Here is a 12,426-nt window from a genome sequence, read left to right as displayed (position 1 = left end):
CGCCACGTAGTGGAGGGGTTATGATCAAGGAGCTGAAGGAAAACTACTCACCGCTGTATTTTCTGTCAGCGCTTGGCGCCGGCGGCATGGCCGTTTCGTTCTACATCTACCTGTTCTTCATGGTTGAACATCCCGGTACGCCGATGGCAACGGCTGATGTTATCTTCCCCTTGATCGCACAAAATAACCTGGTATCAGTGCTGGTGTTGGTTGATCTGGCAATGATCATAGGTCTAGCTTTACTTCACTTCCGGCTCTTGTTCTGGAATATTCGTGAGTACGGGCTTTTCAAGCAGACCGATGCCTTTGCACAGCTTACAACATCAAACAATGAAGTTGCGTTGATGGCTATTCCCCTGACCTATGCCATGACGATTAACGTCTGTTTTGTCCTGGGGGCTATCCTGATACCCGGGCTGTGGAACGTTGTTGAATACCTGTTTCCATTTGCCTTGCTTGGCTTTTTACTGGTTGGCATCTATGCCCTCAAGCTCTTCCTCACCTACGCCACCCGGATCATTACCTCCAAGAGCTTTGATTTTGTTAACAATAACAACCTCAGCCAGATGATGGCCATCTTCGCCTTCAGTATGATTTCCGTCGGTCTTGCGGCTCCCGGAGCCATGAGCCACCACAAGGAAGTGTCGGCCATCGGCATCTTTTTGTCGGTATTTTTCAGCTCCATTTCAATTTCACTGATTATTCTCAAAGGCACTCTCGGCTTCAAATCCATCCTTGAACAGGGGATCTCGCGCGAGGCCAGTGTCAGTCTCTGGATCATGATCCCGATCCTGACCTTGCTAGGCATCACCTTTGTCCGTTACACCTTCGGCTTTGCGCATAACTTTGACCAGACTGAAGCGGTTTCGCGTTCATGGCTGTTCCTGCTTACCTCGGCAGTGATCTCCCTGCAACTGATGTTCGGCCTGCTCGGCTATTACACACTTAAAAAACTGGACTACTTTGCTGAATATATCTACGGCCCGACATGCAGCGTCGGCAGTTACGCCATGGTCTGCCCCGGCGTGGCTTTTATGGTCTACGGCTTCTTCTTTGTACATCTTGGACTGGTCTTGAATGATGTGCTGCAGCAATTTTCAGTCGCCTATTTCATTATTCTGGCCCCATTTGTCTATGTGCAGTTCAAGACCTTGTTGCTGATCTTTCGTTTGAACAAAAAGATGCTGGGTACGCCAGTATAAGCCAACTATCAGTCTGTCGCGCCATCATACTTCTGAAAGATACAAACGATGACACCTCCTGATATTTTAGTGACAATCCTTAACCACAAGCAGCAGGAAGTTGCCGCTGCCAAGGCGCAAACCACCATCCAGGAGCTGGCTGGCCGCATCTCCGATCTGGAAGATACAGTGCGTGGCTTCGAGCGTCATTTGCGTGAGGCTGCCGCCACCGGCTGGACCGCCATCATCGCCGAGGTGAAGAAGGGCTCACCCAGCAAGGGCTTGATCCGCGAAGACTTCGATCCGCTGGAGATCGCCGAGATCTACCAAGATAACGGTGCCACCTGCCTCTCGGTGCTGACGGAAGAAAAGTTCTTCATGGGCTCCCTGCGCTACTTGGCCCTGATCCGCGAACAGGTTGGCTTACCACTGTTGCGTAAGGACTTTATCTTTGATCCGTTTCAGGTCTATGAGTCCCGCGCCGCCGGGGCCGACGCCATCCTGCTGATCGCCGCCATGCTCGAACCGCAACAGATTGTCGATCTGGCTGGCCTGGCCCGTGACCTGCACCTGGACGTGCTGCTGGAGGTGCATGACGAGCGGGAGATGGAAGTGGCCTGCGGCACCGATATCGGCCTGATCGGCGTTAACAACCGTAACCTGCGCAGCTTTGTCACTGATCTCTGCACCACCGGCCACTTGGCAAAAATGCTGCCTCCGGATCGTCTGCTGGTGTCTGAGAGTGGTATCAACACCAGGGCTGATATCGAGCGTCTGCATGCCGATGGCGCCCGGGCCTTCCTGATCGGCGAGGCCATGATGCGTGAGGCCGACATCGGTGCCAAGCTCCAGGAACTACTGGGGTAGGGGATGGATGCAGCCAACAACAGTAGAAATGACAGCCTGTCGGCGCTATGCCGGCAGGCTTTTTTGTGCCTGAAGTAGGCACGCGACATATTTGGTCATACAGTAGTGCTAGAGTGAAAACATGAACAGGATAGTTATTGTAGATACCGAAACCACCGGGCTTTCGGTCAAAAACGGCGGCCGGGTGATTGAGATAGGTGCGGTGGCTCTTGAAAACGGGCTAATTGTAGCTGAACTGACAACTCTGATTAACACAGGAGCTGTCATCAGTTACGGCGCCTTTCGGGTACATGGTATCTCCCAGCAGATGCTGACAGATAAGCCAACCCCGGAAGATGTCTGGCCCGGATTTGTTGAGTTTGTGGGCGATAGTCCGCTGGTGGCCCACAACGCCCCCTTTGACCGGGCCTTTGTTCAACATGAACTGTGCCTGCTGGGTCTGCCCACTGCCAACAACTGGCATTGCACCCTGATGCACGCCCGCAGGAAATTGCCTCGTCTGTCCAACCACCGTCTGGAAACGGTTTATTCTCATCTGTTTGGTGGACTGCCGAAAGATGTACAGCGTCACCGGGCGCTGGATGATGCCCGGATGGCGGCACGGGTCTGGATGGAACTGCAGCAGAAAACCTGAAACCCTGGACGCTAAAAGGGGGGGTGAGGGTAGGGTGGCAGAAAATGAGAACATTAAGCGATTAAACTGGTGGTAATAATGAATAGTCTCTTGGCAAACATCTGGGCAAAAACTGACAGAAACAATGAAGCGCGCTGGCACCCCCTGATCCTGCATTTGATGGATGTTGCGGCCAGTGCAGACGCTATTCTGGCGCGTGAACCTGAAACTACCCGTAACAGGATGGCGGCGATTTTGGGGTTGGATTGGGACGACGCTCGTCCGTGGTTATTGTTGTCTATAGCCTGCCATGATCTGGGCAAGGCGTGTCCAGGTTTCCAATGTAAATGGGAAAATCTGACAGGGCTGATGTTGCCGCGTATTCCTGACACTGATGTAAATCATGCCTTTGTGAGTCAAGTTGCCTTATCTGAATTCCTGCTGAGTGCAGATTGGCCGAATGATCTGGCGGAACTGGTGGCCGATGCAGTGGGGTGTCATCACGGAGAACGAATATCTCCCAACAAGCTTCAGTTACTTGAAGGGAATAGAAATGCTCTTGGCGGAAGTGAGTGGTCAGATGTTCGTCATGTGATTGTTGAGGCGTTACGGGTGATATTTAACCCCGGAAAAGCACCCGACAAGCAGACTCTCTCCGGTCCTGACTTCATGCTGTTATCAGGGCTTACCAGCTTTGCCGACTGGATCGGCTCCAACGAGGAGTGGTTCCCTTTCGGTTCGGCGGAAGATTGTGAAGATTTGTCTGTATGGCTTACTAGGAGTAGAGACTGTGCTGAACGTGCGTTGGATGCGATTGGCTGGGAGCAAAGAACGCCTCTTATACAGGAGGCAAAGACGTTCGAGCAGGTGTTCAATTTCGCCCCGCGTCCCTTGCAGCAGGCTGTTGCAGATGCTCTGAAAAATTTGGATAGTCCGGCAATCCTGTTAATAGAGGCTCCCATGGGGGAAGGAAAAACAGAGGCTGCGTTTTATGCCCACCTGGAGATGCAACGGCGCAATGGGCATCGTGGCTTGTATATGGCCCTGCCGACAAAAGCCACCGGCAACGCCATGTTCAAGCGGACTCTCAAGTTTCTCAGCGCACAGGGTGTAGAGCGTAAGCTCGACATGCAGCTTGTTCATGGCGCGACACAACTCAATGACTCCTTTCAAAATCTGCGTCTTACCGGCATCCACGACCCGGACGCAGGGGGTGAGATTCGAGCCGGTGAATGGTTCACCAACAAGAAGCGGGCGATGCTCTCCGAGTACGGTGTCGGTACGGTTGACCAGGCAATCGTCCCAATTTTGCCGGTAAGGCATAACTTCGTGCGTCTCTGGGGGCTGGCAAACCGGGTGGTGGTGTTTGATGAGATTCACGCCTATGACGCCTACACAGGAACATTACTGATTCACCTTATCCATTGGCTGGTTGAATTAGGTTCTTCAGTAGTGCTGCTGTCCGCAACTCTGCCGCCAAGATTCCGTCGGGAACTGGCAAAAGTGGTCAAGGCAGCTTTTCCAGCTCAAGAGCCTGTATATCCGCGTTTGTCGGTATTCCTTCCCGGTTCTGTACGTCAGACACATTTTGCCGCAGATCCCTCACGGCGTCTTACCCTTAAATTAGAAGCAATTCCACCGGACCTGAACAGCATCAAGACATCCTTGGATGAAAATCTAAAAAATGGCGGCATGGGGCTGGCTCTGGTCAATACCGTACAGCGAGCCCAGGACCTGTACCGCCTGTTTCCCGCTGGCGAGCTTCTGATGCAGGATGGTCAATGCGTCGGCAAACGGCTTACTGACGGCACAGAAATTATTCTCTTCCATGCCCGTTTTCCGGCAGTCTACAGGCAGGTGCACGAGGATCATGTATTGGCGCTGTTCGGAGAGGGTGGCGACCGGAGCGGTCGGAAAATTCTCATTGCCACCCAAGTCGTTGAGCAAAGCCTTGATCTCGACTTTGACCTGATCATCACTGATCTTGCGCCTATCGACCTGATCCTGCAACGGGCTGGTCGTTTGTGGCGACACAAACGCGAAAAGAGACCGTTAGCCGGACCGACCTTGATTGTTGCCGGCCTTGCCGGAGAAAAGCCGCCATCTTTTGGGAAACCGCTTTGGTGGAGCGAAGTCTATCGTGAAGATTTGCTATTGCTCACTTGGGTTTTGCTGCGAGAAGAACAGAGACAAAAGATAACCCTGCCAGAGGAAATCGACACCTTGGTGGAAGCGGTTTATGAAGAGCTTGTGGTGGTTCCGGAGGCTCTGACAGAGCGGATGAATCAGGCGCTTATCAACGGAGCGGGAAAGACCATTCCGCTGCGAGGCCAAGCAAATCAGGCAATCATAGGTCTGCCGGATGATGCTTCATGGAATGATCCGGGCAGATTTGTCCTTTGCGATGAGGACGCAGCAGGAGTGCATAGAACGCTGATGGCGCAAACCCGACAAGGGAGTGATTCAGTTATTGCTGTTCCCATCTTTGCCGACGACTGCTTTACACCTGTAGCGGTGCCGGATTTCCCTACAGCAAAGCAGTGGTTTCTTCGTGCGGTGAGTCTGTCGCGCAAGGGGGTGGTCAGGCAACTCAGGGGCACAGGCGTACCGGAAGGATGGCAGAAATCTTCGCTACTGCGGAACTGCTTTCCATTGGTATTGGATGCAAATTCATGTTGGGTTGAGAATTCACTGGTTCGGTTGGATGATGAGTTGGGGCTGGTTTATGAGCCCAAGGAGGGTGAATGAGTAAGTTTAATCTGATTGATGAAAAATGGATTCCGGTGCGGTTTCTAAATGGCGATCGTGACGAACTGGGGATCAGCGCAACCTTGCTGCGCTCCAGGGAAATAGCCGCCATAGAAGACCCGTCACCGCTGGTAGTTGCGGCGCTGCATCGGTTTTTGCTGGCGGTGTTGTACCGCGCCTTGGAAGGGCCGACGGACATTGATCAGGCAAAGGCGCTGTTCAAGGCGGGGCTCCCAGAGGAAAAGATTACGGCGTATCTGGAGAAGTGGCGGGACCGGTTCTGGTTATTCGATGAGAAATATCCGTTTGGACAGATTCCAACATTTGAACCAAGAGGGTGGAGAGCCTGGACCGCTCTTGCTGCCGAGCATAATGCAGATAATGCCAAGGTGTTATTTGATCACGTTGATGTCGAAATTCCCGGATTCATTTCTGAAGGTGCGGCCGCTCGCTGGATGTTGGCTACTCATACTTTTTCAGTCAGTTGTGGCAAGAGCGAATTGTCTCATACCGGAACGGCACCTTCTGCAACGGCAGTAATGGTATTGCCTTTAGGCTGTGACCTCCAAGAAACACTGTTGTTTTCCCTCGTCCCACAAAACAAGGCTATTTCCGCCAATGATTTGCCATTGTGGGAGAGAGTGCCTGAAACGGTCGAGTGCTTGAAAAGCGGCACTGAGCGGGCTATCAGCGGGCTTGCAGATCGGTATACCTGGAGAACTCGTTCAATTCGACTCGGTACCGGTGATACTGGTTTTATCAGTAAACTGGCATTTGCCTCCGGGGTTGGCAGCACTTCTTCAGACCAGATCGACCCAATGCTTGGATACAGAATCGACGAAAAGCTCGGCAAACTTTCCATGCAATTTCGGGACAGAGGATTCTGGCGAGATTTTGATTCGCTGTTGCCGGATGAGTCACATCTAGCCCCTCAGTCGATTGAACATACGGCAACATTGACCAGGTCAAATCGAGAGCGCTTTCCTCGATCTGTCTTGATACTTGGGCAAGCAAACAACAAGGCAAAAATCGAGTATTGGCGTATGGAGCGCTTTACGTTACCTGCCGCGCTGGTGAGTGATCGCTACATCCGTACTGAAATTCGTCAACTTCTTACTGACGCGGAAGACGCTCAGAAATCCCTCTGGTCGGCATGTCGCTCATATGCGCGAGATATTCTGAGTCGGGGCAGTCGCGAACCTGCCGGGAAAGATATCAGTGCCTTTGTGGATCAGATGCCCGTAAGCCCTTGGTACTGGTCAACCCTTGAGTCCTGCTTTCACTCCGTACTGCACGACTACACTGTTGAGATAGGCCCCGATGTTATTCGCTACAGGTGGCTGATAGATGTCCGGAACGCAATCAAATCCGCTTGGGAACAGCAATGTACAGCGGTATCCACTGGTGATGCCTGGGCGATTCGCGCCCTTGTAAAGGCGGAAAAACCGGTGCGGCGCAAAATTAAGGAGCTCGGTGATGAGATTACAAAGCTTGATCCAGAGAAGGAGGCGTTATGAGCGGATTCATCGAATGGCTGGAAGAGTTAAATGAAAAAGACACTAAGGTGCGGGCGGTTTTGCGCCGGAGTCTAGCATTTGATCCCGGATTGTATGTTCCCGCATATCCGTATGTCGAACCATTTGTCAGAGGCGAGGACAACGGGTGGCGCCGGGAGGTGTTCTATTTGGTGGCCGGGCTCTGGGCTGTACATTGGCGTGAGAGCGCAAAAGGGTTGCCGTTATCTCTTGGGCGAGCCTGCGCAGCGTATCAGGCAGCAAGCGGTTCCACAAGTACGGAGAGTCGTTTTATTGCACTGTTGGACGCCGATCAGGATCAATTGCCACACCGGCTACGGCAGATGATTGCCCTATTGAAAGAGCAGGAGATAGACTTTGAAGATCTGTTGAAAAAACTGCTGTATTGGAATGACGACCAGAAACGTTCCCAGACTGATTGGGCGCGTGAGTTCTACAGGAATTTGAATCACGAAACTGAGACCAAAATCACAACAGCTAAGGAGAATGCCGAATGAAAACTATTGTCGAAATCCATGCACTGCAGAACTTTGCCCCGTCAAACTTGAACAGAGACGATACCGGCGCTCCCAAAGATGCCATTTTCGGTGGTACTCGTCGTGCCCGCGTATCTAGCCAATGCCTCAAACGCTCAATCCGCCAGTATTTTACCGGACTGGTAGCGCAAAACCTATTAGCCGCAGATGATGTTGCTTTTCGAACCAAGCGTGTTTTGGATGCCCTTGTGGCTTCGCTGGTTGAGAAGGGGCGGCAAGAAGCGGACGCTATCGAAAAATCACGGTTGGCGTTGGGAGCAATGGAACTCACCGTAAAAGAAGACGGAAAAAACGAGTATCTCCTTTTTCTAGGACAGCAGGAAATCTCCGGGATAGCCGAGATAATTCACTCTAAATGGGACACCATTACCGCATCGGAAGTTGCTCCTGTTGAAGGGAAGAAGGCCGGCAAGGCCAAGAAACAGGCGGCGCAAAGCGCAGACCCTGAACTGAAGAAAGCTCTTGATAAAGTTTTTAATGGAGGCAAGGCGCTTGATCTTGCTCTTTTTGGACGAATGCTGGCAGACATGCCCGAGAAAAATCAGAATGCTGCCTGTCAGGTGGCCCACGCCATATCCACTCATGCAGTAGAGCGTGAATTCGACTTCTACACCGCAGTTGATGACTGTAAACCTGAAGACACTGCCGGCGCCGATATGATGGGGACCGTAGAGTTCAATTCAGCCTGTTTTTATCGTTACGCAGTGGTGGACTGGGAAAAACTTGTCACAAATCTTCAGCAAGATGACGCCTTGGCAGAAAAAGGGTTAAAGGCTTTCCTCGAAGGTTTCGTTGTAGCTGAACCGACCGGCAAACAGAATACCTTTGCGGCACACAATCCACCCGAGTTCGTTCTAGTTACCGTCCGTCGCAACGCTGCTCCCCGCAACTTTGCCAATGCTTTCGAAACAGCTATTAGGGTGAGAAAAGACGAGTCTCTGACGAGAAAGTCGGCAGAGGGGCTTGTCAATAAGGCGAAGGCTCTTCAGTCCGTTTATGGCGGGGATGAACAAACCTTCGTTCTCAATTTGGCCGAAGCCAATGTGAATGGTTTGGGAACCGTTGTGACAACGCTGAAAGAGCTTCTCGAAAAGACACTTTCTGCAATACAGGAGTGACCTATGCCCACATTATTGCTTCGTCTGGTGGGGCCCATGCAATCATGGGGCACCACCAGCCGTTTTGATCAACGAGACACCGGGAAGGAGCCGAGTAAATCCGGCGTCATCGGTCTGCTGGCCGCTGCAATGGGAATCGACCGTGATAATTGGGTTGATCTTGAACCACTGACCCATCTTGCCTTGGGTGTTCGTCATGACCGGCCAGGAATCCCCAAACGTGACTACCAAACTGCTGGTTGTGCTGCGTCAGATACTATTATCAAGGCTGATGGTTCTCAGGCTAAAGGTGGAGGTGTTGTCTCACAGCGGCATTATATAGCCGATGCTGCATTCCTTGTCGGGCTGGAAGGCACTGACACATCTCTTCTGGAAAAGGCTTATGCTGCCTTGCGTGATCCTGTCTGGACCTTGGCGTTAGGGCGTAAGTCCTATGTGCCGTCAGAATCCATTTGGATGGAAAACGGCATGGAGGATGGTTCTTTAACGGAAGCACTTGGACGTCATTCCTGGATTGCAACACCACGGAAGGGAGAAAGTCCACCTGAAAAGCTATTGATTTCTGTTGAGTCTAATGACGGCTCCGGAGTGCTCAAGATGGATCAGCCGCTGTCGTCATTTGCTGAGCGGCGTTTCGGTGCACGTTTCGTGCGTTCGGAATGGATTCCGTTTCCTGGGGAGGTGGCGAATGTTCCTGAGTAGAATACACCTCGACTTGCGATGCAAGGAGGCTCGTCGCGATCTGATCAACCCTTACCAGTTTCATTCGACTCTATGCCGGGCTTTTAGCCATCCTGACGTGAAATGCCCTGAAGGTGAGTTTTTGTGGCGGCTTGAGCCGGAAACAGATGCAGACGGGAATGCCCGTATTCTGGTGCAAAGCAGGAATTTGCCTGAGTGGGGAGGTATTACCGTAAAGAACTGGCTGGCATATGCTGACGCGCCCATAAATTTACGGCAGCGACTGAAGCTGGACGAATTGAAGCCTGGGCAGCGTTTTCGATACCGGCTGCGTGCAAACCCTTGTGTGTCCCAAAAAACAGACGGTAGCAAAAGAGGCAAGCGCCAAGGGCTCTTCAAAACTGTTGATCAGGAGAAATGGCTTGAACGGAAAGGGACGCAGCATGGATTTTCACTGCCCAAACTTCTCTCGTTTGATCTATCCGATGATTCAGAAGAGCGGATAGATGTGCGGATTTCCCAAGAGCAGATGCTTTTCGACAAGCAGCACAAGAATAATTCAATCAGTATTTTTTCAGTGTTGTACGACGGTGTTTTGTCTGTCGGCGACCCTGACAAATTCAGGCAAACTCTGAATTCCGGCATTGGTCATGGCAAAGTGATGGGGCTTGGACTTTTATCGGTTGTGCCGGTAGCGTGATTCTTGGCCCCGCCAAAGGTTTTGGTTGTGGGTTAATGCTAGTGCGACGGGTCTGAACTGTTCGGAATTTCCGAATAGTCGGAGAGTCGCTGTATTAGGAGGAATAGAATGGAAGCCAAGCTGGTCGTTTTTCAAGATAGGGAGATTCGCCGGACACTGCATAGCGGGGAATGGTGGTTTGTCATTGTTGATGTCGTTGCGGCATTAACCGATTCGGTTGACCCTGCTGGATATGTTAAGGATATGCGTCGTCGAGACGCTGAGTTATCAAAAGGGTGGGGGCAAATTGCCACCCCCCTTTTGGTAGAGACCGCCGGCGGAAAGCAGAAGGTCAATTGCGCCAACACCGAAGGCATCTTCCGCATCATTCAGTCCATCCCATCGCCCAAGGCGGAGCCGTTCAAACGCTGGCTGGCGAAGGTGGGGTACGAGCGGGTGCAAGAGATTGAAGACCCAGAACTGGCCACGGCCCGAACGCGGGAGTTGTACCGGGCCAAGGGCTATTCGGAAGCCTGGATCGAGAAGCGGATGCGTGGCATTGCCGTGCGGGCCGAGCTGACCGAAGAGTGGAGAAACAGGGGCGTTGGCGAAGCGCCGGAGTACGCTATCCTGACCGCCGAGATCAGCAAGGCTGCCTTCGGTATGACGCCTACGGAATACAAGGCATTCAAAGGGCTGGAACGAGAGAACCTGCGGGATCATATGACTGATCTGGAATTGATTTTCTCCATGTTGGGTGAAGCTGCCACCACCGAGATTGCCCGCAAACAGGATGCGCAAGGTTTTACAGAAAACAAGGTTGCTGCGCGTAAAGGCGGCAGGATCGCCGGTGAGGCGCGGGAGAAGCTGGAGATCGAGACCGGGGAACATGTTTCCAATGCGGAAAACTTTCTTGCTGAACCGGAAAGCAAGAAACGATTGAAAGGTAAATAGTGACCGTCCCAATACTTCCACCATTAAAGCCCTTGCCGATCAAAGACCGCATCTCGGTGGTCTACGTGGAGCGGGGAAACCTCGATGTTATCGACGGCTCCTTTGTGGTCGTTGATGCAACCGGCGTTCGCACCCATATCCCAATTGGGTCGGTGGCCTGCCTGATGCTGGAGCCAGGCACCCGGGTTTCCCATGCGGCGGTGGTGTTGGCGGCGCGGGTAGGTTGCCTGTTGGTCTGGATCGGTGAAGCCGGGGTGCGATTGTATGCTGCCGGTCAGCCGGGTGGGGCACGGTCTGATCACCTGCTGTATCAGGCTAAGCTGGCTTTGGATGATTCGGCTCGGCTGAAGGTGGTGCGCAAGATGTACGCGCTCCGTTTTAAGGAGGAGCCGCCTGAGCGGCGCAGTGTTGAACAGTTACGAGGGATTGAAGGGGTGCGGGTGCGTAAGACCTACGAACTGTTAGCCCAACAGTTCGGGGTTGAGTGGAAGCACCGCAACTACGACCATACCCAATGGGAAAGCGGTGATCTGCCCAATCGTTGTCTGTCATCGGCAACAGCCTGTATCTACGGTATCTGTGAGGCAGCTATTCTGGCCGCAGGCTATGCGCCGGCAGTGGGATTCATTCACACCGGCAAGCCGCAATCGTTTGTTTATGATATTGCCGATATCTTCAAATTTGACACTGTGGTGCCGGTGGCCTTTCGGATTGCCAGCAAAAATCCAAGAAATCCTGAGCGGGAGGTGCGGTTGGCTTGTCGGGATGCTTTCCGCCAAAGCAAACTGCTAGATAGAATCATTCCTACCATTGAAGAGGTGTTGGCAGCCGGGGAGTTGGAACGGCCAAAGGCCCATGAAGAGGCCGTGGATATAGCAATTCCCAATAAGGAGGGACTGGGCGATGCTGGTCATCGTGGTTGAGAATGTGCCGCCTCGGTTGCGGGGGCGTCTTGGCTTATGGCTGGTAGAGGTGCGCGCTGGAGTCTATGTGGGTGATGTTTCCCGCAGGGTACGGGAGATGATCTGGGAGAACCTGGAAAAAGGTGTGGAAGATGGCAATGCCGTCATGGCCTGGACATCAAACAATGAATCCGGGTTTGACTTTTTGACACTTGGAACCAACCGCAGAATCCCGGTTGAGATGGATGGTATAAAACTGGTATCTTTCCTGCCTCCAGGGGATCAAATGGCGGCCGAGTCCCTATTCTAAGAGGCTGGAGAGGGTTTTAATGTTGGTAGATTTTTTGTTGTTCGATTACCTCAATTATTTTGATGAAGTAGAAGAAGTCTGTTCCCCGCACGGGCGGGGATGAACCGACGGTGGAGCCCTCGGCCTGGAGCCTGCGGTACTGTTCCCCGCACGGGCGGGGATGAACCGTTGAGCGCCGCCGCCAGGAGGAAGCCAAGGCCCTGTTCCCCGCACGGGCGGGGATGAACCGCAGATTCCTCGCAGGGGCGGGAACTGGTGATTCTGTTCCCCGCACGGGCGGGGATGAACCGCTGCCGTTGGCA

At 52.7% G+C, this 12,426-nt stretch carries 12 protein-coding genes and 1 CRISPR repeat array (1 of these 13 cut by a window edge); all 12 genes read left to right on the top strand.

The features are described 5' to 3' along the window. Positions 1-20 precede the first annotated feature (20 nt). On the top strand, positions 21-1,202 hold the full coding sequence (locus tag RBQ93_RS02090; RefSeq protein ID WP_320370350.1) for a TsoY family (seleno)protein: 1,182 nt from the start codon (positions 21-23) through the stop codon (positions 1,200-1,202). 48 nt (positions 1,203-1,250) lie between these two features. Then, on the top strand, positions 1,251-2,048 hold the full coding sequence (gene trpC, locus RBQ93_RS02085) for an indole-3-glycerol phosphate synthase TrpC (RefSeq protein ID WP_320370349.1): 798 nt from the start codon (positions 1,251-1,253) through the stop codon (positions 2,046-2,048). A gap of 121 nt (positions 2,049-2,169) precedes the next feature. Further along, on the top strand, positions 2,170-2,682 hold the full coding sequence (locus RBQ93_RS02080; RefSeq protein WP_320370348.1) for a 3'-5' exonuclease: 513 nt from the start codon (positions 2,170-2,172) through the stop codon (positions 2,680-2,682). 78 nt (positions 2,683-2,760) lie between these two features. Continuing rightward, a complete protein-coding gene (gene cas3, locus RBQ93_RS02075; RefSeq protein WP_320370347.1) occupies positions 2,761-5,409 on the top strand; it encodes a CRISPR-associated helicase Cas3' in 2,649 nt (882 codons plus the stop codon). Beyond that, on the top strand, positions 5,406-6,926 hold the full coding sequence (casA, locus tag RBQ93_RS02070; protein ID WP_320370346.1) for a type I-E CRISPR-associated protein Cse1/CasA: 1,521 nt from the start codon (positions 5,406-5,408) through the stop codon (positions 6,924-6,926). The genes cas3 and casA overlap by 4 nt, the downstream gene beginning before the upstream one ends. After that, a complete protein-coding gene (casB, locus tag RBQ93_RS02065; protein ID WP_320370345.1) occupies positions 6,923-7,441 on the top strand; it encodes a type I-E CRISPR-associated protein Cse2/CasB in 519 nt (172 codons plus the stop codon). Before casA ends, casB begins: the two co-directional genes overlap by 4 nt. After that, positions 7,438-8,598, top strand: a complete 1,161-nt coding sequence (gene cas7e, locus RBQ93_RS02060) for a type I-E CRISPR-associated protein Cas7/Cse4/CasC (RefSeq protein WP_320370344.1) — start codon at positions 7,438-7,440, stop codon at positions 8,596-8,598. Before casB ends, cas7e begins: the two co-directional genes overlap by 4 nt. Before the next feature lie 3 nt (positions 8,599-8,601). Then, positions 8,602-9,300 (top strand): type I-E CRISPR-associated protein Cas5/CasD, encoded by a 699-nt coding sequence (gene cas5e, locus RBQ93_RS02055; RefSeq protein WP_320370343.1) that lies wholly within the window; start codon positions 8,602-8,604, stop codon positions 9,298-9,300. Continuing rightward, entirely contained in the window at positions 9,287-9,979 is a 693-nt protein-coding gene (gene cas6e / locus RBQ93_RS02050) for a type I-E CRISPR-associated protein Cas6/Cse3/CasE (protein WP_320370342.1), read from the top strand. Before cas5e ends, cas6e begins: the two co-directional genes overlap by 14 nt. 108 nt (positions 9,980-10,087) lie before the next feature. Beyond that, positions 10,088-10,912 (top strand): Bro-N domain-containing protein, encoded by an 825-nt coding sequence (locus RBQ93_RS02045; protein WP_320370341.1) that lies wholly within the window; start codon positions 10,088-10,090, stop codon positions 10,910-10,912. An 11-nt stretch (positions 10,913-10,923) separates the two neighbouring features. Next, complete coding sequence (cas1e, locus tag RBQ93_RS02040) at positions 10,924-11,835, top strand: type I-E CRISPR-associated endonuclease Cas1e (RefSeq protein WP_413818347.1); 912 nt, start codon at positions 10,924-10,926, stop codon at positions 11,833-11,835. After that, a complete protein-coding gene (gene cas2e, locus RBQ93_RS02035; RefSeq protein ID WP_320370339.1) occupies positions 11,816-12,124 on the top strand; it encodes a type I-E CRISPR-associated endoribonuclease Cas2e in 309 nt (102 codons plus the stop codon). The genes cas1e and cas2e overlap by 20 nt, the downstream gene beginning before the upstream one ends. 78 nt (positions 12,125-12,202) lie before the next feature. Further along, positions 12,203-12,426: a CRISPR direct-repeat array (repeat unit 29 nt; unit sequence CTGTTCCCCGCACGGGCGGGGATGAACCG); it runs 1,208 nt beyond the window's last position.

The sequence above is a fragment of the Trichlorobacter sp. genome (assembly GCF_034008105.1).
Lineage (GTDB): Bacteria > Desulfobacterota > Desulfuromonadia > Geobacterales > Pseudopelobacteraceae > Trichlorobacter.
Note: the sequence above shows the minus strand (reverse complement) of the source record. Positions and strands in the feature narration are given on the sequence as shown.

Excerpts from the sequence above, each read along its gene's own strand:
- RBQ93_RS02080 (WP_320370348.1), top strand. The coding sequence starts at position 2,170 with ATGAACAGGATAGTTATTGTAGATACCGAAACCACCGGGCTTTCGGTC.
- casA (WP_320370346.1), top strand. The coding sequence starts at position 5,406 with ATGAGTAAGTTTAATCTGATTGATGAAAAATGGATTCCGGTGCGGTTT.
- RBQ93_RS02045 (WP_320370341.1), top strand. The coding sequence starts at position 10,088 with ATGGAAGCCAAGCTGGTCGTTTTTCAAGATAGGGAGATTCGCCGGACA.
- RBQ93_RS02090 (WP_320370350.1), top strand. The coding sequence starts at position 21 with ATGATCAAGGAGCTGAAGGAAAACTACTCACCGCTGTATTTTCTGTCA.
- cas7e (WP_320370344.1), top strand. The coding sequence starts at position 7,438 with ATGAAAACTATTGTCGAAATCCATGCACTGCAGAACTTTGCCCCGTCA.
- cas2e (WP_320370339.1), top strand. The coding sequence starts at position 11,816 with ATGCTGGTCATCGTGGTTGAGAATGTGCCGCCTCGGTTGCGGGGGCGT.
- cas3 (WP_320370347.1), top strand. The coding sequence starts at position 2,761 with ATGAATAGTCTCTTGGCAAACATCTGGGCAAAAACTGACAGAAACAAT.
- cas5e (WP_320370343.1), top strand. The coding sequence starts at position 8,602 with ATGCCCACATTATTGCTTCGTCTGGTGGGGCCCATGCAATCATGGGGC.
- casB (WP_320370345.1), top strand. The coding sequence starts at position 6,923 with ATGAGCGGATTCATCGAATGGCTGGAAGAGTTAAATGAAAAAGACACT.
- cas6e (WP_320370342.1), top strand. The coding sequence starts at position 9,287 with ATGTTCCTGAGTAGAATACACCTCGACTTGCGATGCAAGGAGGCTCGT.
- trpC (WP_320370349.1), top strand. The coding sequence starts at position 1,251 with ATGACACCTCCTGATATTTTAGTGACAATCCTTAACCACAAGCAGCAG.